This window comes from Rhizobium aureum (genome assembly GCF_030182495.1).
GTDB lineage: Bacteria > Pseudomonadota > Alphaproteobacteria > Rhizobiales > Rhizobiaceae > Rhizobium > Rhizobium tropici_C.
The window spans coordinates 51,189-73,612 of the sequence record NZ_JAQJCI010000012.1 but is presented as its reverse complement, the minus strand read 5'-3'; the positions used below and the strand labels follow the sequence as shown (position 1 = coordinate 73,612).

22 protein-coding genes are annotated in these 22,424 nt (G+C 60.2%); 12 read left to right on the top strand and 10 right to left on the bottom strand.

Annotation, left to right across the window (positions count from 1 at the left end):
• On the bottom strand, positions 1-705 hold the full coding sequence (locus PH552_RS23555; RefSeq protein WP_113250998.1) for an HAD family hydrolase: 705 nt from the start codon (positions 703-705) through the stop codon (positions 1-3).
• Positions 706-1,006: 301 nt separating this feature from the next.
• On the opposite strand from PH552_RS23555, the gene PH552_RS23550 reads away from it, so the two are divergent.
• On the top strand, positions 1,007-2,056 hold the full coding sequence (locus PH552_RS23550) for an aldo/keto reductase (RefSeq protein ID WP_112344393.1): 1,050 nt from the start codon (positions 1,007-1,009) through the stop codon (positions 2,054-2,056).
• A gap of 50 nt (positions 2,057-2,106) precedes the next feature.
• Here the strand turns inward: PH552_RS23550 and PH552_RS23545 are convergent, their stop codons facing one another.
• Positions 2,107-3,132, bottom strand: a complete 1,026-nt coding sequence (locus PH552_RS23545; protein WP_285166315.1) for a zinc-dependent alcohol dehydrogenase family protein — start codon at positions 3,130-3,132, stop codon at positions 2,107-2,109.
• Positions 3,133-3,243: 111 nt separating this feature from the next.
• Here PH552_RS23545 and PH552_RS23540 point away from each other — a divergent pair, with 111 nt between their 5' ends.
• Positions 3,244-4,143: a LysR family transcriptional regulator gene (locus PH552_RS23540; RefSeq protein ID WP_112344394.1), complete on the top strand. Its 900-nt coding sequence runs from the start codon at positions 3,244-3,246 to the stop codon at positions 4,141-4,143.
• A 19-nt stretch (positions 4,144-4,162) separates the two neighbouring features.
• Here PH552_RS23540 and PH552_RS23535 read toward each other — a convergent pair whose 3' ends face one another.
• Positions 4,163-4,465 (bottom strand): YciI family protein, encoded by a 303-nt coding sequence (locus PH552_RS23535; protein WP_245430449.1) that lies wholly within the window; start codon positions 4,463-4,465, stop codon positions 4,163-4,165.
• Between the two features lie 78 nt (positions 4,466-4,543).
• Here PH552_RS23535 and PH552_RS23530 point away from each other — a divergent pair, with 78 nt between their 5' ends.
• Positions 4,544-5,425, top strand: a complete 882-nt coding sequence (locus PH552_RS23530; RefSeq protein ID WP_245430450.1) for a LysR family transcriptional regulator — start codon at positions 4,544-4,546, stop codon at positions 5,423-5,425.
• A 40-nt stretch (positions 5,426-5,465) separates the two neighbouring features.
• Here PH552_RS23530 and copM read toward each other — a convergent pair whose 3' ends face one another.
• From copM to PH552_RS23515, 3 genes are all read right to left on the bottom strand, one after another.
• Complete coding sequence (gene copM / locus PH552_RS23525) at positions 5,466-5,834, bottom strand: CopM family metallochaperone (RefSeq protein ID WP_112344397.1); 369 nt, start codon at positions 5,832-5,834, stop codon at positions 5,466-5,468.
• Positions 5,835-5,908: 74 nt separating this feature from the next.
• Entirely contained in the window at positions 5,909-6,286 is a 378-nt protein-coding gene (locus PH552_RS23520; RefSeq protein ID WP_112344422.1) for a hypothetical protein, read from the bottom strand.
• Positions 6,287-6,355: 69 nt separating this feature from the next.
• Positions 6,356-6,883 (bottom strand): 2'-5' RNA ligase family protein, encoded by a 528-nt coding sequence (locus tag PH552_RS23515; RefSeq protein WP_113250970.1) that lies wholly within the window; start codon positions 6,881-6,883, stop codon positions 6,356-6,358.
• Between the two features lie 126 nt (positions 6,884-7,009).
• Between PH552_RS23515 and hisS the strand changes: the two genes are divergently transcribed.
• From hisS to hisG, 3 genes are read left to right on the top strand one after another with little or no spacing between them, the layout of a single operon-like run.
• Complete coding sequence (gene hisS / locus PH552_RS23510) at positions 7,010-8,563, top strand: histidine--tRNA ligase (protein WP_113250969.1); 1,554 nt, start codon at positions 7,010-7,012, stop codon at positions 8,561-8,563.
• Positions 8,563-9,681, top strand: coding sequence for an ATP phosphoribosyltransferase regulatory subunit (locus PH552_RS23505; RefSeq protein ID WP_112344400.1), 1,119 nt, complete (start codon positions 8,563-8,565; stop codon positions 9,679-9,681). Before hisS ends, PH552_RS23505 begins: the two co-directional genes overlap by 1 nt.
• Complete coding sequence (gene hisG / locus PH552_RS23500; protein ID WP_112344401.1) at positions 9,681-10,376, top strand: ATP phosphoribosyltransferase; 696 nt, start codon at positions 9,681-9,683, stop codon at positions 10,374-10,376. The genes PH552_RS23505 and hisG overlap by 1 nt, the downstream gene beginning before the upstream one ends.
• A 76-nt stretch (positions 10,377-10,452) precedes the next feature.
• Here the strand turns inward: hisG and PH552_RS23495 are convergent, their stop codons facing one another.
• Positions 10,453-10,896, bottom strand: coding sequence for a DoxX family protein (locus PH552_RS23495; RefSeq protein WP_112344402.1), 444 nt, complete (start codon positions 10,894-10,896; stop codon positions 10,453-10,455).
• Positions 10,897-11,109: 213 nt separating this feature from the next.
• Between PH552_RS23495 and PH552_RS23490 the strand changes: the two genes are divergently transcribed.
• A complete protein-coding gene (locus PH552_RS23490; RefSeq protein WP_112344403.1) occupies positions 11,110-11,817 on the top strand; it encodes a glutathione binding-like protein in 708 nt (235 codons plus the stop codon).
• A gap of 308 nt (positions 11,818-12,125) precedes the next feature.
• Here the strand turns inward: PH552_RS23490 and PH552_RS23485 are convergent, their stop codons facing one another.
• From PH552_RS23485 to groES, 3 genes are all read right to left on the bottom strand, one after another.
• On the bottom strand, positions 12,126-12,572 hold the full coding sequence (locus PH552_RS23485) for a hypothetical protein (RefSeq protein ID WP_210260522.1): 447 nt from the start codon (positions 12,570-12,572) through the stop codon (positions 12,126-12,128).
• A gap of 581 nt (positions 12,573-13,153) precedes the next feature.
• Entirely contained in the window at positions 13,154-14,794 is a 1,641-nt protein-coding gene (gene groL, locus PH552_RS23480) for a chaperonin GroEL (RefSeq protein WP_145644325.1), read from the bottom strand.
• A 74-nt stretch (positions 14,795-14,868) separates the two neighbouring features.
• A complete protein-coding gene (gene groES / locus PH552_RS23475) occupies positions 14,869-15,165 on the bottom strand; it encodes a co-chaperone GroES (RefSeq protein ID WP_004109735.1) in 297 nt (98 codons plus the stop codon).
• Between the two features lie 424 nt (positions 15,166-15,589).
• Here groES and PH552_RS23470 point away from each other — a divergent pair, with 424 nt between their 5' ends.
• The 5 genes from PH552_RS23470 (at position 15,590) to ileS (ending at position 22,415) form a co-directional block, all read left to right on the top strand.
• Complete coding sequence (locus PH552_RS23470) at positions 15,590-16,438, top strand: TIGR01459 family HAD-type hydrolase (RefSeq protein ID WP_112341088.1); 849 nt, start codon at positions 15,590-15,592, stop codon at positions 16,436-16,438.
• Between the two features lie 15 nt (positions 16,439-16,453).
• The gene (locus tag PH552_RS23465) at positions 16,454-17,437 is read left to right on the top strand and encodes a bifunctional riboflavin kinase/FAD synthetase (RefSeq protein WP_145644324.1); all 984 of its coding nucleotides are present in this window, start codon (positions 16,454-16,456) and stop codon (positions 17,435-17,437) included.
• A gap of 133 nt (positions 17,438-17,570) precedes the next feature.
• Positions 17,571-17,768 (top strand): DUF3311 domain-containing protein, encoded by a 198-nt coding sequence (locus PH552_RS23460; protein WP_034488324.1) that lies wholly within the window; start codon positions 17,571-17,573, stop codon positions 17,766-17,768.
• Complete coding sequence (mctP, locus tag PH552_RS23455; RefSeq protein ID WP_113251693.1) at positions 17,758-19,233, top strand: monocarboxylate uptake permease MctP; 1,476 nt, start codon at positions 17,758-17,760, stop codon at positions 19,231-19,233. The genes PH552_RS23460 and mctP overlap by 11 nt, the downstream gene beginning before the upstream one ends.
• A gap of 299 nt (positions 19,234-19,532) precedes the next feature.
• Complete coding sequence (gene ileS / locus PH552_RS23450) at positions 19,533-22,415, top strand: isoleucine--tRNA ligase (RefSeq protein ID WP_113251694.1); 2,883 nt, start codon at positions 19,533-19,535, stop codon at positions 22,413-22,415.
• Positions 22,416-22,424 lie beyond the last annotated feature (9 nt).

The window sequence follows — 22,424 nt, the reverse complement described above, 5'->3', positions numbered from 1 at the left end:
TTACTGCAACGCTTCGATCACGCCGTGTAGCTCGCCGAGATGGGCTATCTTGCGGAAACGCGGCGCTTCGGTCGGTTCCTCCACATGCTCGAAGGACCATGTAAGCTCGTGCGGTACGAAGACGCCGTAGCTTCCGGCTGCAAGCGCCGGCACGATATCCGATTTCAGGGAATTGCCGATCATCATCGCCCGTTCGGGCCCGTCGCCCACCTTGGAAAAAATCCGGCGGTAGGTGGAGGCGTTCTTGTCCGAGACGATCTCGACCGCATCGAAGAGGTCGCCGAGACCGGATTGGGCGAGCTTGCGCTCCTGATCGAAGAGATCGCCCTTGGTGATCAGCACCAGCAGGTATTTGCCCGACAGGTCCTCCAGCGTCTGACGCACATATGGCAGGGTCTCGACGGGATGGGCGAGAAGATCGCGGCCGATGTCGAGGATCTGGGCGATGATGGTCGAGGGCACTTTGCCTTCGGTGATCTCGATCGCCGTCTCGATCATCGAGAGGGTGAAGCCTTTGATGCCGAAGCCGTAATGTCTGAGGTTGCGCTTTTCAGCCTCCAATAGCCGCGCGGAAATGACGTCGCTTGCGGCGTGATCGGCGAGAAGATCGGTAAATTGCAGCTCCGTCAGCCGGTAGAACTGTTCGTTCTGCCACAGCGTGTCGTCGGCATCGAAGCCGATCGTGGTTAGGGGACGTTGCGTCATCGGTATGTCCGTTCTGCGCATTGTATGATGGATGAGTCTATCCCGCAGCGGACCGGAAGCAAGAGCGCGTGCCGGTAACCGCATCGTGATCGGCGGGAGGTCTCGCGTTGAAAATGGTTTCCAGTGCATTATGTGGTTGTTGTCTCGATTGCCGCGGAGCCAGAGCCGGGCGTCGATGACTGTCTCGTGACCTCTCCAGGGCAGCGCCGATAGCGGCTGCCATGCCGAGGCCAATCATAGCCAAAAGATATGCATTCACCGGCCGGAAGCATCTTCCGGCTGACCACAAGGGAATTTCTCCATGCGTTACAATCAACTCGGCAATACCGGGCTGTTCGTTTCCGAACTTTGCCTGGGTACGATGACCTTCGGTGAAGCCAATCCCAACACTCCCTGGGGCTCGATCGCAGATGTCGACCAGGCGCTGGCCGACAAGATCGTCGAAGGCTCGCTCGCCGCCGGCGTCAATTTCATCGACACCGCCGACGTCTATTCCTTCGGCAATTCCGAAAAGCTGCTTGGACAAGCCCTGAAGAACCTCGGCGTTCCTCGCAAGGATGTCGTCATCGCCACCAAGGTCTATGGCGTCATGGGCGATAAGCCGAACGATCGCGGCGCCTCGCGCGGCCATATCATGGACTCGGTGCAGGCCAGCCTGGATCGTCTTCAGACCGATCATATCGATCTCTATCAGATCCATGGTACGGATATCGTAACACCGATCGACGAGACGCTGCGGACGATGGATGATCTCGTTTCGCGCGGTCTTGTGCGTTATGTCGGCGTTTCCAACTGGCAGGCCTGGCGCATCGCCAAGGCGCTCGGCATTTCCGAACGCCGTGGCTTCGCCCGCTTCGAAACGGTGCAGGCCTATTATTCCATCGCCGGCCGCGATCTTGAGCGTGAAATCGTGCCTGTCATGGCCGAGGAAAAGCTTGGGCTGATGGTCTGGTCGCCGCTTGCCGGCGGTCTGCTCTCGGGCAAGTATGGTCCAGGCGCTCCCGGCAATGGCGAGGGGCGGCGTGCCAGTTTCGACTTCCCGCCCGTCGACAAGGACCGCGCCTGGGCCTGCGTTGCCGCCATGCGCGAAGTGGCGGAAAAGCATGGCACCAGCGTCGCTACCGTGGCGCTTGCCTGGATCCTGGCGAAGCCTTTCGTTACCAGCATCATCATCGGTGCCAAGCGTCTCGACCAGCTCGATCAGAACTTGGCGGCCGTCAGGCTGAAGCTCGATGCCGAGGATATCGCGAGGCTCGATGACGTCAGCGCACTTCCGGCCGAATATCCCGGCTGGATGCTGGCCCGCCAGAGCGCGCAGCGCGTGCCGCAGCCCTTCGAGCCGAAGGCCTGATATCTTTTGCAGAGGCCGGGCCGCCGCTTTTGGCAGCGGCCCGGCTGCTATCATAGCTCTATGACGATCTTGCCGAAGGGGCCGCGATCGAGATGATCGAAGGCGGCTGGCGCCTCGCCGAGCCCATAGCGGTGGTCGATGACGGGCTTCAGGCCGATGCTGTCGACCGCACGCACGAAATCCTCGAGCGAGCGGCGGTGGCCGACGCTGATGCCCTGCACGGTGGGAGACTTCAGCAGCAGCGGTGCCACAGGACCGGAAATGTCGAAGCCTTCGAGGACGCCGATGACGGAAATCCGGCCCTGCGGCGCAACCGCCTTCAGCGACTGACCGAGGTTCGGTCCGCCGGCGATTTCGATGATATGGTCGATGCCGCGATCGTTGGTGAGGCGATAGACCTCTTCCACCCAATCGCTCTTGTTCCGATCGATGCCGTAATGGGCTCCAAGCGCCTTGGCCCGCCCGAGTTTTTCCTGCCCCGACGAGGTTACGAAGACCTCGGCGCCCTGGGCAGTGGCAATCTGCAGGCCGAACAGCGCCACGCCGCCCGTTCCCTGCACCAGCACCGTGTCGCCGGGCTTGATCTTGCCGCGCTCCACCAGCGCGAACCAAGCCGTCAGGCCGGCGCAGGGCAGCGTGCTTGCCTCGGCATAATCGAGGCTTTGCGGCGATGATACGAGCCAGTCCTCCGACATGGCAACATATTCGGAGAGCACGCCGGGATAGAAGCCACCCAGCGTCTTGTAGGGCGGTGTACGGGCGTCACCGAGCGGCTTGCCATCGATCCAGCCGGGATGGAAGGTCGAAATGACCCGGTCGCCAACGGCAAATCTGGTCACGCCGTCTCCCACCGCTTCGACGACGCCTGCCATATCGGAAGCCGGCACGAAAGGAAATTGGAGCGGCAGGCCCATGCCGATCTCGCGAACGAGCTTGTCGCGATAGTTCAGAGAAACGGCCTTCACCCGCACCAGCACTTCGCCGCGCGCAGGTGTGGGAACCGCCGTTTCCGTGAGGTTCAAGGGAGCGCCGACGGCGACAGTATCGAGGGTCCAGCGCTTCATGGTCTTGGTCATCATGATCTCCTGAGAGAAATTGGAAGCAATGAACGGAAGCATATCGTTGCTTTCTGATCGCCAGTGGCGATATTATTTCCGCGTACTGGTTCCCCAAAGGAAGCAATCATCATGAATGACATGCTCAACGGCATTCCCGAATTCGTGGAGGCGGTCGAAGCTGGCGGTTTTTCGGCCGCGGCGACCCGCATGAACCTGTCTCGCTCGGCGATCGGCAAGACCATCGCCAAACTGGAACGGCGCCTGAATGTGCGCCTGTTTCACCGCACCACCCGCATGCAGAGCCTCACCGACGAAGGGCAAGCCTTTTACGAGCGCTGCCGCCGGGCGCTGGACGAGATACAGTCCGGCGAAGCCATGCTGGAATCGGGTAAGCGTGAGGTTACCGGACGTCTTCGTATCTCGATGCCTGTCCTTTTCGGTCGCCGCTGCGCTGCACCGCTGCTGCTGGAGTTGGCACGCATTCACCCCAAGCTTGAACTGGATCTTTCCTTCAGTGATCGCGTGGTCGATCTCTTCGACGAGGGCTTCGATCTCGCCATTCGCAACGGCGTGTTGCGGGACGAAGCCGGCCTCGCCGCGCGCAAGATCGCCCTCCATCGCATGACGCTATGCGCCTCGCCGGATTATCTTGCTGCAAGAGGTACGCCGCAGATCATTGCCGACCTCGATAGCCACGATCTTGTCGTCTATGCGAGATCGGGGGAGGCCAAGAGATGGACCTTCCTGCAGGGCGATGGAACGGCCGTCGACTATTTTCCGCAGACGCGATTGCGCCTTGATGACCTGGAGGTCATTGCGGATGCGGCTGCCGCCGGAATGGGTATTGCTTGGCTCCCCTGCTGGCTGGTGCGGGATTATGTGCACGCAGGCAAGCTTATGCCGGTACTCAATGTTTCCAGCCGACCCGTCAACGTCTATGCCGTCTGGCCGCAGGTGCCGCAGCTTTCGCTGAAGATGCGCGTGGTCATCGACCTGCTCGCCGCGCGTCTGCCTGCGATCATGGGCTGAGGATGTGACGATGCTCCGGTTAGAGGAGCGCGCCCTCCGCAAATACCTGGTTCCAACTGAAGACCTGCACGGATTTGCGCAGGCCTGCCAACCAGAATGGATCTTCCTTTACCAGACGGTCGACAGCATCGGTGGTCTCCGCTTCCACAAGCCACAGGCCGCCGGCAAAAGCGTCACTCTCCCGACTGAGCGGTCCGGCCGTTCTGATGGAGGCGGCATTCGCCTTCAGAAAAGCGAAGTGCCGTGGCAGATACTCCTTGCGGATCGCGGCGGCGTTTTGTTGATCGTCCTCAAACAGAACTGCGAACAGGGTCATCGTCATCTCCTTGCTGGATATTTCCAGTCTATGGCTGCAATAATGCTGTTACACGCGGTAAGTTTGCTGTTAGGAGCTGCAAAATTGCACGATATCGATTGGGATGACCTGCGTCACGTTCTGGCGCTCGCGCGAGGTGGATCCTTTGCCGCTGCCGGAAGAGCGCTTGGCACGGATGCGACGACGGTCGGTCGCCGACTGCGCATTCTGGAGAAACGCCTAGGCACGACCCTGTTTGCGCGCAATACCGGCGGCACCTTGTCGCCGACATCGACAGGCGAGATCGCGGTGGCGAAGGCCGAGGCGATGGAGGCCGAAGTCATGGCGCTGTCGAGCGCGTTGGATGCGGCAGATCCCATGGCGCTCGGCAAGGTCCGGCTTACCGCAGCGCCGTCATTCATCAGTCGGCTGCTGGTCCCCTCGCTGCCCAGCCTGCTGGCGCAGCATTCCGGCCTGCAATTGGAACTCATCGGCGATCCCAGAAATCTCAATCTGACCCGACGTGAGGCGGACATGGCACTGCGCCTCGCAAGACCTGCCGATATGACAAACGGCAAAGTCGTCGCCAGGCGAATCGCGACGCTGGATTATGCCATCTATGTCGCTACCGGGAAGGAGAGGCATGCGGAAGATTTGCCTTGGATCATCTATGAAGAGGCGATGGCGCATTTGCCGCATGCCCGCTGGATCACTACGCAGGCGGAAAAGTCAGGCTGTTCAAGCCCGCTTGCGGTCAATGATGCCGAAGCTCTGCTCCAGGCTGCGGTTGCAGGATTAGGGCGTGCGCTCCTGCCGAAAATCATGGCCGAGAATGCGGGAGGTCTTTGCCGCGTCGAAAGCGGCGACAGAAATCCGCCGGCGCGCGAGATGTGGCTGCTTATTCATGCCGAGCTTCGTCAGCTCGTTCGCATCCGCGCCGTTTCCGATTGGCTGGATAGCGTCTTCAAATTGCATAGGGAGCAGTGAGAGAGACGGCACGAATGCCGCCTCCCATTTACCGTATGGTTCACTTGCCGTGCTTCTTCAGCCAGGCTTTCATTTCCTTGATCTCGGCTTCCTGTGCAGTGATGACGCCCTCAGCCAGTTTGCGCAGCTCGGGATCCTTGCCGTATTTCAGCTCGATCTTTGCCATGTCGATCGCACCCTGGTGATGCGGGATCATGCCGCGGACGAAATCCGTGTCGGCATCGCCGCTGTAGTTGAGCATCATGTCCTTGTGCATCTTGCCCATGGCATCGTTGAACGCCTTGCTGGAGGCGCCCTGGTCGCCCATGGGCTTGCTCATGTCCATGCCCGACATGTCGTCGGCAAAGGCAGGAAGGCTAAAGGCGAAGGCGAACGCGCCGGCGAGGATCAGCGATTTTGAGGTAGACATAAGTGTCCTTTCCGTTTCTGGACGGTATCTGGATTTGAGCGGACAGCCGCTCGTGAAAGGAATGCAGATGATCGTCAGGCGAAACGGGGTGGCGGCGGCGTCGGCTGCGGACGTGAATCGGCAAGGCGCTGGCCGGAAGACGGCGCCGGATACGAGAATGCGTTCTTGGTATTTTCGATCGCAAGTGTCGGAGTCAGAGCCAGACAGGCGGCACAGGACGCCACATGCGCCATGCCGCCGGCGCAAGGGTTCTCCGGCTTCTTTTCTCGATGCTGCGGCATGTCGCCATGGGCGGCCATGCCAGGCATATCGGCCATGCCACCGTGCATGCTCATGGTCGATGCGGCGGGCATCGCGGTGACGGAATCGCAGCTAGGACAGTTCGCCAGCGCCGGCATGGCACAGTAGAACAGCCAGGCAATCATCATCGTCAGGATCGCAAGTAAGCGCATGAACACGAACCTAGCTGCAGCCGCCGCGAAGGCAAGCGCAAATTGCATCGTCTGGACATTGAAAGCCGATCAAGGCAGCAGTTTGACTTGCCTTATGATTTCGACGGGTGGAAAGCTGATGCAATCCGCCGCATCGAAGCTCAGTGTGAACCGAGCCTCCTTTGCCGCCGCCCATGTCAGCGCCTCTTCAGCCGCGCTTGCGGGGATTTTCATCGCGATGGTGCAATGCGGCTGCCAGCGATCCGGGCGGGAATGCTCATGACAAAAGGCTGGGTCTATCTCGTCGTGAATGGCGCGATGTATCTCTCTTAGAACTCGATCGTCCGCCGGACGCGCCCAGAGCACCAGCATCTCGTTTGGAAAATGGCCGATCCCGGAAAATTCGACCGATAACGGTGGCACGTTTGCGAAGGCCTTCTGAGCCGCCGTGACAAGCAAGGACACGGCAAGGTCCTCATAGACCGCAAATGTCAGATGCGGCGGGTAGTTCAGTGCCTGCATCGATGGAATGCTTTCGAACCGGCTCGCCTCCCGCCAGAGATTGAGAACCGGAGCGGCGCTGTTATCCGTGCATTTGAAAACGATTGCGTGTGGCATGGTTCCCTATGCTGCCTTCCCCGGCTTTTCTCGGTTTTGTCGGCCGCTAACATATAACAATCCTTGCCGCACTCAGCCCAATCCGCTAGTTAACCGCGACTGTTCCCGTACCGGATTACCCTAGAGATGAGCGACAAACAAAAGAAACCGCAGAAGCTCAAGGCCCGCCTGCCGCGTGGCTTTGTCGATCGTTCGGCCAGCGACATTCGCGCCGTCAACGAGATGACCGCAAAGATCCGGGCCGTTTATGAGCATTATGGTTTCGATCCTGTCGAAACGCCGCTGTTCGAATATACCGATGCGCTTGGCAAGTTCCTGCCCGACAGCGATCGGCCGAACGAGGGCGTGTTCTCGCTTCAGGATGACGACGAGCAATGGATGTCGCTGCGTTACGACCTGACGGCGCCGCTTGCCCGTCATGTCGCCGAGAATTTCAACGAGATCCAGCTTCCGTATCGCACCTATCGCGCCGGCTACGTCTTCCGCAACGAAAAGCCGGGTCCGGGCCGTTTCCGCCAGTTCATGCAGTTCGACGCCGATACCGTCGGCGCGCCGGGCGTGCAGGCAGACGCCGAGATGTGCATGATGATGGCTGATACGCTGGAGGCGTTGGGTATCAAGCGCGGCGACTATGTGATCCGCGTCAACAACCGCAAGGTTCTCGACGGCGTACTTGAGGCGATCGGCCTCGGCGGCGATGACAAGGCCGCCCAGCGGCTCAACGTGCTGCGCGCCATCGACAAACTCGACAAGTTCGGTCCGGAAGGCGTGGCGCTGCTGCTCGGCCTCGGCCGCAAGGACGAGTCCGGCGACTTCACCAAAGGTGCCGGCCTTGCGGATTGGCAGATCCAAGCCGTCCTTGCTGTGGTGACGTCTTCAACTGTTCCAAGCCTTCAACAGGTACTTGATCAGGTTACGCTCAAGACTGGTGGCGTTCCAGATGAGTTCGGCGGAATGTCTCATTTGCCATATGATGATGCCGTCCACCTGCTTACCGAACAGCTGGAGCCGATGATACGTGCGGCCGGTTATGATGCAGACCGTATCAAGATCGATCCCTCCTGCGTGCGAGGGCTCGAGTACTATACGGGCCCTGTTTTCGAGGCCGAGCTGACATTTCCGGTAATCAACGAGAAGGGCGAGAAGGTCGTCTTCGGCTCGGTCGGCGGCGGTGGCCGTTATGATGGGCTCGTCTCGCGCTTCATGGGCCAGCCGGTTCCCGCGACGGGCTTCTCCATCGGCGTCTCCCGCTTGATGACGGCGCTGAAGAACCTCGGCAAACTCGGCACGGAAGAGGTGATCGAGCCCGTGCTCGTCACCGTCATGGATGGCGATGTCGATGCAATGGGACGCTACCAGCGCTTCACGCAGCTGCTGCGTGCTGCCGGCATCCGCGCCGAGATGTTCCAGGGCAACTGGAAGAAGTTCGGCAATCAGCTGAAATATGCCGATCGCCGCGGCTGCCCGATCGCCATCATCCAGGGTGGCGACGAACGCGCCCAAGGCGTCGTCCAGATCAAGGATCTGATCGAGGGCAAGCGCCTTTCCGGCGAGATCGAGGACAATGCCAGCTGGCGGGAGGCCCGTGTCGCGCAGGAAACCGTGCCGGAAGCCGAGTTGATCGAGAAGGTCAAGGCTATCTTGGCGGCGCAGGCGGAAGACCGGAAGAGGGCGGGCTGATGCCCCTGATCAACCTCCCGGATTTTGCCGGCGATCTGCTGGACGAATTCTCCGTTCGCGGAACGGAGAGGGTGGATACGCCCATCATCCAGCCAGCCGAACCTTTTCTCGATATGGCCGGCGAAGATCTTCGCCGGCGCATCTTCATGACCGAAAGCGAAACCGGTGCCAGCCTTTGCCTGCGCCCGGAGTTCACGATCCCCGTCTGTCTGCGGCATATCGAAACCGCTACCGGCACGCCGAAGCGTTATTCCTATCTCGGCGAGATTTTTCGTCAGCGCCGCGAAGGCGGCCATGAGTTTTATCAGGCCGGCATCGAGGATTTGGGCGATAACGATACGGCAAGGGCCGACGCCCGTGCCGTTGGCGACGCTATCGGTATCCTAAGCCGCCTGGTCCCCGGCAAGCCGCTTTCGGTGACCTTGGGCGATCAGGCCGTGTTCGAGGCCGTGGTCCAGGCGCTCGGCCTGCCTACAGGCTGGCAAAAGCGGCTGATCCATGCCTTCGGCAACATGATGCAGCTCGAAACCCTGCTGGCGCATCTCGCAAGCCCGCAGCCGGTCACCGGGCTCGATGCGCATGTGCTCGATTTCCTCAACCGCGGCGACGAGCAGGGGCTGGTCAGGCATATCGACGCCACCATGCAGGCGACCGGCTATTCCACCAATGCCAGCCGCTCGCCGCGGGAAATCGCTCGCCGCCTTCGTGAGAAGCTGGTCCTGTCGGAAACGCGGCTCGATGATGCCGCCTTCCGTGTACTGGAGGAGTTCTTGTCGCTAAGCGTGCCGCTGGCAGATGCTTCCGCCGCGCTGGCCGGCTTCGCCGATGCGGCAGAGCTGGAGCTAGGCCCGGCTTTGAAGAATTTCGATGCCCGCGTCAAAGCATTGGCCGATGCCGGCGTCGATACCGCGAAGATCGACTATCGCGCCGCCTTCGGTCGCCCACTTGATTACTATACCGGTCTCGTTTTCGAAGTGACGGTGGAAGGTTCGAGCGCCGTGCTCGCCGGTGGCGGCCGCTTCGACCGGCTGATGACCCTGCTCGGTGCCAAGGGTCACATTCCGGCTGTCGGCTTCGCGCTCTGGCTCGACCGCATCGAAACTGCGAGGGCGGCCTGATGACCATCACGATAGCACTTCCTTCCAAGGGCCGGATGAAGGACGATTGCTCGGCTGTTTTCGAGCGTGCCGGCATGCGCATCGTCGCCGTCGGCAATGATCGCTCCTACCGTGGCCGCGTCGAAGGCTTGGAAGGCGTTGAGATCGCCTTCCTGTCGGCTTCTGAAATCTCGCGCGAGATCGGCAATGGCAGTGTCGATTTTGGCATTACCGGCGAAGATCTCGTACGTGAAGGCATGGCGGAGGCCGATCGCCGCGTCGAGTTCTGCGCAAGACTTGGATTTGGCCATGCCGATGTCGTCGTTGCGGTGCCGGATATCTGGCTCGATGTCGACACCATGGCCGATCTCGGCGATGTTGCAGCCGATTTTCGCGCCCGTCACGGCCGCAGGCTGACAGTTGCGACGAAATACTGGCGGCTGACGCAGCAATTCTTCTCCAGCCAGCACGGCATCCAGCTCTACCGTATCGTCGAAAGCCTCGGTGCGACAGAGGGGGCACCTGCTGCCGGCTCGGCCGATATCATTGTCGACATCACCTCCACCGGCTCAACGCTTCGGGCGAACCATCTGAAGGTCCTGTCGGATGGCATCATCCTACGTTCCGAGGCTTGCCTCGTGCGCGCCCGCAAAGAGAGCCACGAGGGCAATGCGATGGTCGAGCGCATCATTTCGGCCGTGCGTAGCGCGCTCTGATCTTTGAGTTTCCCATTCACGAAAAAAGGCCCGCCGGAATTCCGGCGGGCCTTTTGTCTCGGGAAGTCTGTGGCAATCAGGCGGTTGCGTAGGCACCGCGGCGTGCGTCGACCGAGTAAACACCTGCGCCGTTGGTGGCGAGCATGATGTAGGCGCCGGCCAGGGTGACGTTCTTCAGGAAGTTGACGAAGTTCAGGCCGTTGATCCAACCATTGGCCGCGGCCGGGAAATCCGGAACGTTGACGGTCGGCAGGTGAAAGACGACGCCGGTGAAGACACAGAAAGCAGCAAGCAGCCAGCCGACGATGCGGACCTGGAAGCCGATGAGGACGCAGACGCCGGTGATGAATTCGAAGGCGCCGGCGACATAGGTCAGCAGCGTCGAAGCGGGCAGGCCGGCGCCGGCGATCATGCCGGCGGTACCGGACGGATCGGACAGCTTGCCGAAGCCGGCAAAGATGAACATGAAGGCGAGCAGAATGCGCGCCACGAGAATGATGATGTTGTTGGTATTGGACATGACGATCTCCAGTAAATTCGTTCGGATCGGGTGGCGACAATTTCTGAAGCAGATATTCGTGATTTTCGGGCGCTTGAAAAGATAAACAACTGCACACAATTAGTTCACAATCATTGAACAATGGTGCTTGCTGCACGCTCTTCCCATCGGCTCCATATCGGATATGGTGGCGCAAATTTGTTCGCGAAATCATGATCTTTGGAAGGAAATCCCATGGCCGATCTCTCCTCGTTTCCGATTACGAAGCGCTGGCCCGCCAGCAATCCCGATATCATCCAGCTCTATTCGCTGCCGACGCCGAACGGCGTGAAAGTTTCGATCGCGCTCGAGGAACTTGGTCTGCCCTATGAGCCGCATCTGGTTTCTTTCGGCACCAATGATCAGAAGTCGCCGGAATTCGTTTCGCTGAATCCGAACGGCCGCATTCCCGCGATCATCGATCCCGATGGCCCCGATGGCAAGCCGATCGGTCTGTTCGAATCGGGCGCGATCCTGGTCTATCTTGCAGAAAAGACCGGTAAACTTATCCCGAGCGATGCAGCCGGGCGTTACGAGACCATGGAATGGGTCTTCTTCCAGATGGCCGGCGTCGGTCCGATGTTCGGCCAGTTCGGTCATTTCTTCAAATTCGCGGCCGAAAAGGTCGCCAACAACCCCTATCCGGTCGAGCGTTACCGCGACGAGGCCAAGCGCCTGTTGAGCGTGCTGGAGGGCCGTCTGCAGGGGCGCCAGTGGATCATGGGCGATGAATATACCATTGCCGACATCACCACCTTCCCATGGGTCCGCGGTGTCGATGTCTTTTATGGCGGCCGTGAAGTCCTCGAGTTCGAAAGCTTCCCTGCGGTCATGAGCTGGCTCGACCGTGCCCTTGCGCGGCCGGCAAGTCAGCGAGGGCTCAATATCCCGAAGCGGGATTGAATCCCGATCCGTCAGCAGATCAGGCATGTGCTTCTACATCGGCGCCCATGTGACTGGCCCTCACTTCAGCGCAAGCGGGGCGAGGGGGCCGATCCTGTCAAACCCCTTCGCCCCGTCCTGAGTTTATCGAAGGGGCGGGGAGAAGGTGGACTCGAACAGTTGAGCGAAGCGAAACTGTGAAAGGACGGATGGGGGGCTAACCTGTCCATATGCGATTGCTCTGCCGCAAGCGGGAAGAGGGCTGGAGTGAGGGACCGGGCACATGCAGCGGCAAAGGTGAATTCACCCGACCGTCGTCTCAGTCGTTTCTACTGCCGCGCCGCCAATTGGCTGCCCGGCTCCGGCTTGAAGCGTGGAAACAGAAAGACGCCGACCATGCTGCCGGTGTGTTGCTCGTCCGCAGCCACGGATTCGCCGACGCAAAAGATCGGCTGGCGATAGCCGCCGGCGCCAAGCGTCGTGGTGGAATAGCAGAAAGAGGAATTGGTGGTTGCCGCCTGTTCGAACAGATCGAGGATACGCACGCGATCATGCGCGTTGTAGCAGTGCATCAGGCTGAGGAGACCGCATTCCGAAGAGCTCAGGCCATGCAGCATCGTGCTCCATTGCCCGAGCTTGATGATGCCGCTCGACAGATCGCCCGTCCAGCCCTCGGAAACGCAGAATTGCGCGAGCAGGTCAGGATTATGACCGTCAAACTCCAGCGAACCCGGGGCAAACGGTGCGGCAAAATTGGCCTTGGCAATCTTGAACAAGATGATCCCCACTTAAGCGCATGATCCTCCTGCGCTTCATCCAAATTCCAATGCATCTTCCGGTTGGAAACCTTCCCGCACGCCGCGCTCCACGAAAAAGCTGACATTCGGCTCCATCGATTCCATTTTCGCCATGCTTCTTCCGGGTTGCTGGTCCCGTCTATGAAGTCATTTCAAGTAAAAAAACCGGACGCCTATCAATTCTCAAGATCATGATCATGCGCGGTCGCTGATTAAGCGTGCCGAAAATAAGTAAAATTTGCGTGCATTGCAGCTAACCCTCTAAAATCGCTGCGCTGGGATTTATAGGAGCTTTTTCAAAAACGGCAATGGGGCAATTTGCATAAATTTGCGCTGCGCGAAACTTGCCGGTCTCGTGCCGAAACCATAGGCATACAAATGAAAAGGGCGGCTCGAAAGCCGCCCTTCGTCAATTCCGGATGTCGGATTGAACAGTCGCAAAAGGCCGCTGGCCTATCACATCATGTCCATGCCGCCACTTCAGGCCGTTTGGCGGCCTGAAGCACTAAAGTGCATGGGCGAAGCCTTATGGACATTCCTGCGATTAGGCCGCTGACCTATCACATCATGTCCATGCCGCCCATGCCGCCCATGCCGCCCGGCATGCCGGCAGGGGCATCCTTCTTCGGCAGTTCAGCAATCATGGCTTCGGTGGTGATCAGCAGCGAAGCAACCGAAGCTGCGTTCTGCAGAGCCGTGCGAACAACCTTGACCGGGTCGACGATGCCCATGGCGATCATGTCGCCGAACTCAGACGTCTGGGCGTTGTAGCCGTAGTTGTCTTCGTTCTTGTCGAGAACCTTGCCGACAACGATCGAAGCTTCGTCACCAGCGTTTTCAGCGATCTGGCGAACCAGCGACTGCAGGGCACGGCGAACGATGTTGACGCCGGCTTCCTGATCCTGGTTTTCACCCTTGGCGGTGATCTTCGTGGAAGAACGCAGGAGAGCGATACCGCCGCCCGGGACGATGCCTTCCTGAACAGCAGCGCGCGTCGCGTTGAGAGCGTCGTCGATGCGGTCCTTCTTTTCCTTCACTTCGACTTCGGTCGAGCCGCCGACGCGGATGACGGCAACGCCGCCAGCGAGCTTGGCAAGACGTTCCTGCAGCTTCTCGCGGTCGTAGTCGGAGGTGGTTTCTTCGATCTGAGCCTTGATCTGGGCAACGCGGCCTTCGATGTCGGACTTGGCGCCAGCGCCGTCGACGATCGTCGTGTTTTCCTTGGAGATCGAAACCTTCTTGGAACGGCCGAGCATGTCGAGGGTGACCGACTCGAGCTTGATGCCGAGGTCTTCGGAGATGACAGTGCCGCCCGTCAGGATGGCGATGTCTTCCAGCATGGCCTTGCGGCGATCGCCGAAGCCCGGAGCCTTGACGGCAGCGATCTTGAGGCCACCGCGCAGCTTGTTGACAACGAGGGTCGCAAGCGCTTCGCCTTCGACGTCTTCAGCGATGATGAGGAGCGGCTTGCCGGTCTGAACGACGGCTTCGAGAACCGGAAGCATGGCCTGCAGGTTCGAGAGCTTCTTCTCGTGCAGGAGGATGAACGCGTCTTCGAGGTCGGCGATCATCTTTTCCGGGTTGGTCACGAAGTAAGGGCTGAGGTAGCCGCGGTCGAACTGCATGCCTTCGACGACTTCGAGTTCGGTTTCGGCGGTCTTGGCTTCTTCAACCGTGATGACACCTTCGTTGCCGACCTTCTGCATGGCTTCAGCAATATCGAGACCGATCTGCTTTTCGCCGTTTGCGGAGATCGTGCCGACCTGGGCAACTTCTTCCGAGGTGTTGATCTTCTTGGCCTTGGCCTGGAGATCCTTGACGACTTCTGCAACGGCGAGGTCGATACCGCGCTTCAGGTCCATCGGGTTCATGCCGGCTGCAACAGCCTTGGCACCTTCGCGAACGATAGCCTGGGCGAGAACGGTTGCAGTGGTGGTACCGTCACCGGCGACGTCATTGGTCTTCGAAGCGACTTCGCGGACCATCTGGGCGCCCATGTTCTCGAACTTGTCTTCCAGTTCGATTTCCTTGGCGACGGAAACGCCGTCCTTGGTGATGCGCGGTGCGCCGAAGGACTTGTCGATAACGACGTTACGACCCTTCGGGCCGAGCGTGACCTTCACTGCGTCAGCGAGGATGTCGACGCCACGAAGCATCTTTTCGCGGGCGCCGCGGCCGAATTTTACTTCTTTAGCTGCCATTGTTTGAACTCCTGAATTCGCGTTGTCCGGGTTTTAAGGCCCGTCAGCTTTATCGGAAAAGGGAACCGGCCAGATTAGCCGATGATGCCCATGATGTCGGCTTCCTTCATGATCAGAAGGTCTTCGCCGTTGAGCTTGACTTCGGTGCCGGACCACTTGCCGAACAGAACGCGATCGCCAACCTTGACGTCGAGTGCTACGACTTTGCCGGATTCATCGCGAGCACCGGAACCGACGGCGACGATTTCGCCTTCCTGCGGCTTTTCCTTGGCGGTGTCGGGAATGATGATGCCACCCTTGGTCTTTTCTTCCGACTCGACGCGACGAACGACGACGCGGTCATGAAGGGGGCGGAAATTGGTGCTTGCCATTGTCTAATCCCTCGATCAAATGACATTCACGGATCAGCGGAGATCCGTATGGATTTTGTTAGCACTCATCCTCGGAGAGTGCTAGCGACGGTGATTTAGGGGTGGCTTCCGGACGAGTCAAGGACAGCACTGTGAATTTTTTGCGGCGCGTATCGCCTTGTTTCGAGGATGATTAACGCCCAAGGCGGTGCCGCGTAGCACGTCGTTGCAAATGTTCTCTCATTTTGCCCCCGTGAAGAAGGCTCAGGTCGTGCCTTTTCCAGAGCGTCATATCATTGCTTCCGCTGCGCAATCTTGCCGCTCGCCGACCTTGCGCATGTCTTCTTCTCAGGCCTTGTGCGCCGCAAAAACCTTGCATGCCGCTCTTGTAATTTGCCGGCCGGTTTGCGATGTCAGCCCGTGATTTATTTGATGCGAGGACGGCATGGGCAAACGGATCGAGAGCTTTCGCGACATCGGCGGACTTTATGATGTTGCGCTCTGCGATGTCTGGGGCGTACTCCATAACGGCGTCACGGCTTACAAGGAGGCCTCCATCGCGCTCGAAGCGGCCCGCGGCAAAGGCCTTGCTGTCGTCCTCATCACCAACTCTCCGCGCGTCGCTCCGAAGGTCGTCGAGCAGCTGCGGGCGATCGGTGTTCCTGACAGCGTTTACGATCGCATCATCACATCGGGCGATGTCACCCGCAAGCTGATCGCCGAGGGACCGAAGAAGGTGTTCCTGCTCGGTCCGGAGCGCGATATCGGCATCCTGGAAGGCTTGGACGTTCAGCGCGTCGAGGCCGGCGAGGCGGAAAGCATCGTCTGCACCGGCTTTTTCGATGACGAAACCGAAACACCTGACGATTACACCGAGATGCTGACGGCCTGGTCGGCCCGCAACGTGCCGCTGATCTGCGCCAATCCGGATCTCGTGGTCGAACGCGGCCACCGGATGATCCCTTGCGCCGGCGCCATGGCCGCCTATTACGAGCGGCTCGGCGGCCAGACGCGCATCGCCGGCAAGCCGCATCGGCCGATCTACGATGCAGCGATCGCCGCGGCACGCGAGGTGAAGAGCGAATTTCCGCTGTCGCGCGTGGTGGCGATCGGCGACGGCATGCCGACCGACGTGCGCGGCGCGCTCGATTACGGCCTCGATCTTCTTTATATCAGCCATGGCATCCACGCCCGCGAATATGTCGTCGAGGGCCACACGGATGAGGCCGCTCTTGGCGCCTTCCTGGCGCGCGAGCAGGCTTCGCCGAGGTGGTGGATGCCGCGCCTTGTCTGAGGAGAGTGGTAGACGATGACCGTTTTCCATCGCAACGAGACCCGGGAGCCGCTTCCCGATACCTTGAAGGGCGGTGTCGTCGCCATCGGCAATTTCGATGGCGTACATCGTGGCCATCAGTCCGTGCTTACACGCGCATTGGAGATCGCCAGGGAACGCGGCATTCCAGCCCTCGTGCTGACCTTCGAGCCGCATCCGCGCACCATATTCAAGCCCGAACAGCCGGTCTTTCGGCTGACACCAGCACCGTTGAGAGCGCGTCTCCTGGAAGCCCTCGGTTTCAACGCCGTCATCGAATATCCCTTCGATAGAACCTTCTCGCAGCGTTCGGCGGATGAATTCGTCCATTCGATCCTGATCGACTGGCTGCATGCTTCCGAAGTCGTCACCGGTTTCGATTTCCATTTCGGCCATGATCGCCAGGGCGGTCCGGCTTTTCTCATGAATGCTGGCAGTCACAATGGCTTCGGCGTGACACTTATCGACGCTTTCCGCGATGAGAATACCGAGGTCATTTCGTCCAGCCGCATCCGTTCGCTCCTGGCCGAAGGCGATGTTGCCCAGGCTGCCGGTCTGCTTGGATACCGCTTCACTGTCGAGGCGCCTGTCATCGGCGGCGAGAAGCTGGGCCGCACGCTCGGCTTCCCCACGGCAAACATGCGGCTTCCATCGGAAATATCGCTGAAATCTGGCATCTATGCCGTACGCTTCCGCACAGCCGATGGCGTCATTCGTGACGCCGTTGCCAGCTACGGACGCCGCCCGACGGTAACGGACAATGGCGCGCCGCTGCTTGAGACCTTCGTCTTCGATTTTAGCGGCGACCTCTACGGCCAGGTCTGCTCCGTCTCCTTTTTCGGCTATCTCCGTCCCGAACTGAAGTTCGACGGCCTCGATCCGCTGGTCGCACAGATCCGCAAGGATGAGGAAGAGGCGCGGGCGCTGCTCGCCGGCGTTCAGCCGCTGAGCGATCTCGATCGCGTCATCGCCTTCGACTGATTTTATTGGGCATGCTGCGCGCGGAGATCGTGGCAGTGCAGTATGTTTTTGCCTTGAGCGGGTAGGAAGATGCTGCAATGCTCATATAGCTGGGTGCGAGTCGCGGCACCCATTTTTCCGAAAGGCGCACGAGATGGACAAACGTTTCGGGACGGCGGCCTGCTGGCTGCTCGTCATTCCCTACATAGGCTTGCTTTGGGTTCCCTTCTACAACAGCCACGATCCGGTGCTGTTCGGTTTCCCCTTCTTCTACTGGTACCAGCTGGCCTGGGTGCCGATCACAGCAATCCTGACGTGGATCGCCTACCGGAGCATGCGCCATGACGACTGATATCGATCCGACAGCACTCGCCGTCTTCATCTTCTTTCTGGCGCTCGTGACCGTCATGGGCTTTGTTGCGGCGCGTTGGCGCCGGCCGAAGACCCTTGCCCATATCGACGAATGGGGCCTTGGCGGCCGCACCTTCGGCACCTGGATCACCTGGTTCCTCGTCGGTGGCGACTTTTACACTGCTTATACGGTCATCGCAGTTCCGGCGCTGGTCTACACAGTTGGCGCCTATGGCTTCTTCGCACTGCCCTATACGATCGTCGTCTATCCGTTCGTCTTCATGGTCATGCCGCTTCTGTGGCGGCGCGCCAAGGACTACGGCTATGTCACCGCCGGCGATGTGGTGCACGGGCAATATGGTTCGCGGGCGCTCGAATTGGCGGTCGCTCTGACGGGCGTCATCGCGACCATGCCCTATATCGCCCTGCAGCTCGTCGGCATGACAGCGGTCTTCAAGGCGTTGGGGCTCCATGGCGAGCTGCCGCTTGCCGTCGCCTTCATCATCCTGGCGCTCTATACCTATTCGGCCGGCCTTCGCGCCCCGGCGCTGATCGCCTTCGTCAAGGACATCATGATCTACATCGTGGTGATCGCGGCGATCGCGCTCATTCCGGCGAAACTCGGTGGCTATGCGAATGTCTTTGCGGCGGCCGATGCGGATTTCAAAGCCAAGGGGGCGGGCAGCCTGCTGCTCGGCGGTAACCAGTACGTCGCTTATGCGACTTTGGCGCTCGGCTCGGCGCTAGCCGCCTTCATGTACCCGCATACGCTGACCGGCATCTTCGCCTCCAACAGCGGCAACACCATCCGCAAGAATGCCGTGTTGTTGCCGGCCTATACGCTGCTGCTCGGTCTCTTGGCCCTGCTCGGCTATATGGGGCATGCCGCGCAACTGAAACTCGACAGCGCCAATGACGTGGTGCCCGCGCTGTTCCAGACGCTATTCTCGAGCTGGTTTGCGGGCTTTGCCTTCGCGGCCATCGCTATCGGGGCGTTGGTGCCTGCGGCCGTGATGAGCATCGGCGCTGCCAACCTCTTCACCCGCAACTTCTGGAAGGCTTACATTGATCCGCAGGTTTCCGATGCCGGTGAGGCGAAGGTTGCCAAGATGACCTCGCTGGTCGTCAAGGTCGGCGCGCTTCTCGTCATCATTTTCCTGCCGACGCAATTCGCGCTCGATCTGCAGCTGCTCGGCGGCATCTGGATATTACAGACGCTGCCGGCCCTGGTCTTCGGTCTCTATACCAAGTGGTTCCGTGCACCCAGCCTGCTCGCCGGCTGGTTCGTCGGCTTCTTCGGCGGCACCTACCTCGTCTGGGATGCCGGCTGGAAACCGCTGCATATGGTCCCGCTCGGCGAAACCGGCTTCACCGTCTATACGGGGCTGCTGGCGCTTCTCGCCAATATCGTCGTGGCCGTCATCGTCAACGCGGTCGTACCGGCACGGGCAGCAGCACGGGCCTGATCGCAACAATGCCCTAATGGCCGCGGGCGGGAACGTCCGCGGCCTTTCTATGTGTCGCCGGCATTGTTTCCTCTTCCTTTCCTTGGAAAAAACGCCTATGAACCGGCGATCATGACCCAATTTCGGCTGAGCTACTCGATACGAATTATTGGCCCGGCCTTCCGCGCGCTGTAAGCTGCCGGAGGGTCCGGGTTTTTGGCGTCTCGTTCCCGAGACGCTTTCCGCCGCCGAAAAATCCCCATATGGCTGCGCCAGTTCAGGCGCAAGACGCCCGAGACACCGAGGCAATTGTCACGACTATGACCGATACCGCTGAAAAGATGGATTATTCCAAGACCCTTTACCTGCCGGAAACCGATTTTCCGATGCGCGCAGGGCTGCCGCAGAAAGAGCCGGAGCTGGTGAAGCGCTGGGAGGAGATGAACCTTTATAAGAAGCTGCGCGCCTCCGCCGCCGGCCGCGAGAAGTTCGTCCTGCATGACGGCCCTCCCTATGCCAATGGTCACATCCATATCGGCCATGCGCTGAACAAGATCCTGAAGGACGTCATCACCCGCTCGTTCCAGATGCGCGGCTATGACAGCAACTACGTTCCGGGCTGGGATTGCCACGGTCTGCCGATCGAGTGGAAGATCGAGGAAAAGTACCGCGAGAAGGGTAAGAACAAGGACGAGGTTCCGGTGAACGAGTTTCGCCAGGAATGCCGCGACTTTGCCGCCGGCTGGATCAAGATCCAGTCCGAGGAGTTCAAGCGCCTCGGCATCACGGGCGATTTCGACAATCCCTATCTGACCATGAATTTCCACGCGGAATCCCGCATCGCCGGCGAACTTCTGAAGATCGCCCGCACGGGTCAGCTTTACCGTGGCTCCAAGCCGGTCATGTGGTCGGTGGTCGAGCGCACGGCGCTCGCCGAAGCCGAAGTCGAATATGCCGATGTCGAGAGCGACATGATCTGGGTCAAGTTCCCGGTGGCCGAAGGTCCGGCGCATCTTGCCGACGCCTTCGTCGTCATCTGGACGACCACCCCTTGGACGATCCCCGGCAATCGCGCGATCGCCTATTCCTCGCGCGTGTCCTACGGCCTCTATGAGGTCACGGAAGCCGCCAATGATTTCGGTCCGCGTCCGGGCGAGAAGCTGATCTTCGCCGACAAGCTTGCCGAGGAATCCTTCGTCAAGGCAAAGCTGCAGTACAAGCGCCTTGGCGATGTCACCGCTGCCGATCTCGCCGCGCTCACCTGTGCGCATCCGCTAGCAACCCTCGGTTACGGCTTCAAGGTGCCGCTTCTCGATGGCGATCACGTCACCGACGATGCCGGTACGGGCTTCGTGCATACGGCGCCCAGCCACGGCCGCGAGGACTTTGACGCCTGGATGTCGCATGCCCGCGATCTCGAAAAGCGCGGCATTTCCTCCGCCATCCCGTTCCCGGTCGATGACGGCGGTTTCTACACCGCCGATGCCCCCGGCTTCGAGGGCGGCCGTGTCATGGACGACAACGGCAAGAAGGGCAATGCCAACGATCTCGTCATCAAGGCGCTGATCGAGACGAACACGCTGTTTGCACGCGGGAGGCTGAAGCATTCCTATCCGCATTCCTGGCGCTCGAAGAAGCCGGTCATCTTCCGCAACACGCCGCAATGGTTCGTCTACATGGACAAGGACTTCGCGGATGGTTCGACGCTACGCTCGCGCGCCCTGAAGGCGATCGACGATACCCGCTTCGTGCCGGCTGCCGGCCAGAACCGCCTGCGCGCCATGATCGAGCAGCGTCCGGATTGGGTCCTCTCGCGCCAGCGCGCCTGGGGCGTGCCGATCGCGATCTTCGTCGACGAACAGGGCAACATCCTGCAAGACGATCGTGTGAACGCCCGCATCCTCGAGGCTTTCGAGCAGGAGGGTGCCGATGCCTGGTTCGCGGAAGGCGCCCGTGAGCGCTTCCTTGGCGAAAAGGCCAACGAGCCCTGGACGCAGGTCATGGACATCCTTGATGTCTGGTTCGATTCCGGTTCGACCCACACCTTCACGCTGGAGGACCGTCCAGATCTGAAGTGGCCGGCCGACCTCTATCTCGAAGGCTCCGACCAGCATCGCGGCTGGTTCCATTCGTCGCTGCTCGAAAGTGCTGCGACGCGTGGCCGCGCGCCATATGACGCCGTCCTCACCCATGGCTTCACCATGGACGAGAAGGGCGAAAAGATGTCGAAGTCCAAGGGTAACGTCACGTCGCCGCAAGAGGTGATGAAGGATGCGGGCGCCGACATCCTCCGCCTCTGGGTCATGACGTCGGACTATTCGGAAGATCTGCGCGTCGGCAAGGCCATCATCCAGACCAATGTCGATGCCTATCGCAAGCTGCGCAACACCATCCGCTGGATGCTGGGCACGCTGGCACACGACAAGGGCGAGGTGATCGCCTATGCCGACATGCCGGAGCTGGAACAGCTGATGCTGCACCGTCTCGCCGAGCTCGACGAGCTGGTGCGCGAAAGCTACGATGCCTTCGATTTCAAGCGCATTGCCCGCGCCTTGATCGATTTCGCCAATGTCGAGCTGTCGGCCTTCTACTTCGACGTTCGCAAGGATGCGCTTTACTGCGATGCTCCGTCGAGCTTGCGCCGCCGTGCCGCTCTCGCCGTTATCCGAGCGATCTTCGACTGCATGGTGACGTGGCTGGCGCCGATGCTGCCCTTCACCACGGAAGAGGCATGGCTGTCACGCAATCCGTCGGCGGTCTCGGTTCATCTCGAGCAGTTCGTGACCGTTCCTGCCGAATGGAAGAACGAGGCGCTGGCCGAGAAGTGGAAGAAGATCCGCGCCGTGCGCAGCGTCGTCACCGGCGCGCTGGAAATCGAGCGCAAGGACAAGCGTATCGGCTCCTCGCTGGAAGCCGCCCCGGTGGTCTACATCGCCGATCCGGAGCTGCTGAAGGTGCTCGAAGGGCAGGATTTCTCCGAGATCTGCATCACCTCGGGCATCACCGTCCTTGGTGGCGAAGGTCCGGCCGATGCGTTCCGCCTCGAGGACACGCCCAGGGTCAGCGTCGTTCCGAAGCTTGCCGAAGGCCGTAAATGTGCCCGTTCCTGGCGCATCACCACCGATGTCGGCTCCGATCCGGAATATCCCGATGTCTCGGCTCGCGATGCCGCGGCACTGCGCGAACTGATGGCTGTCAACTGAAGAAAGTTG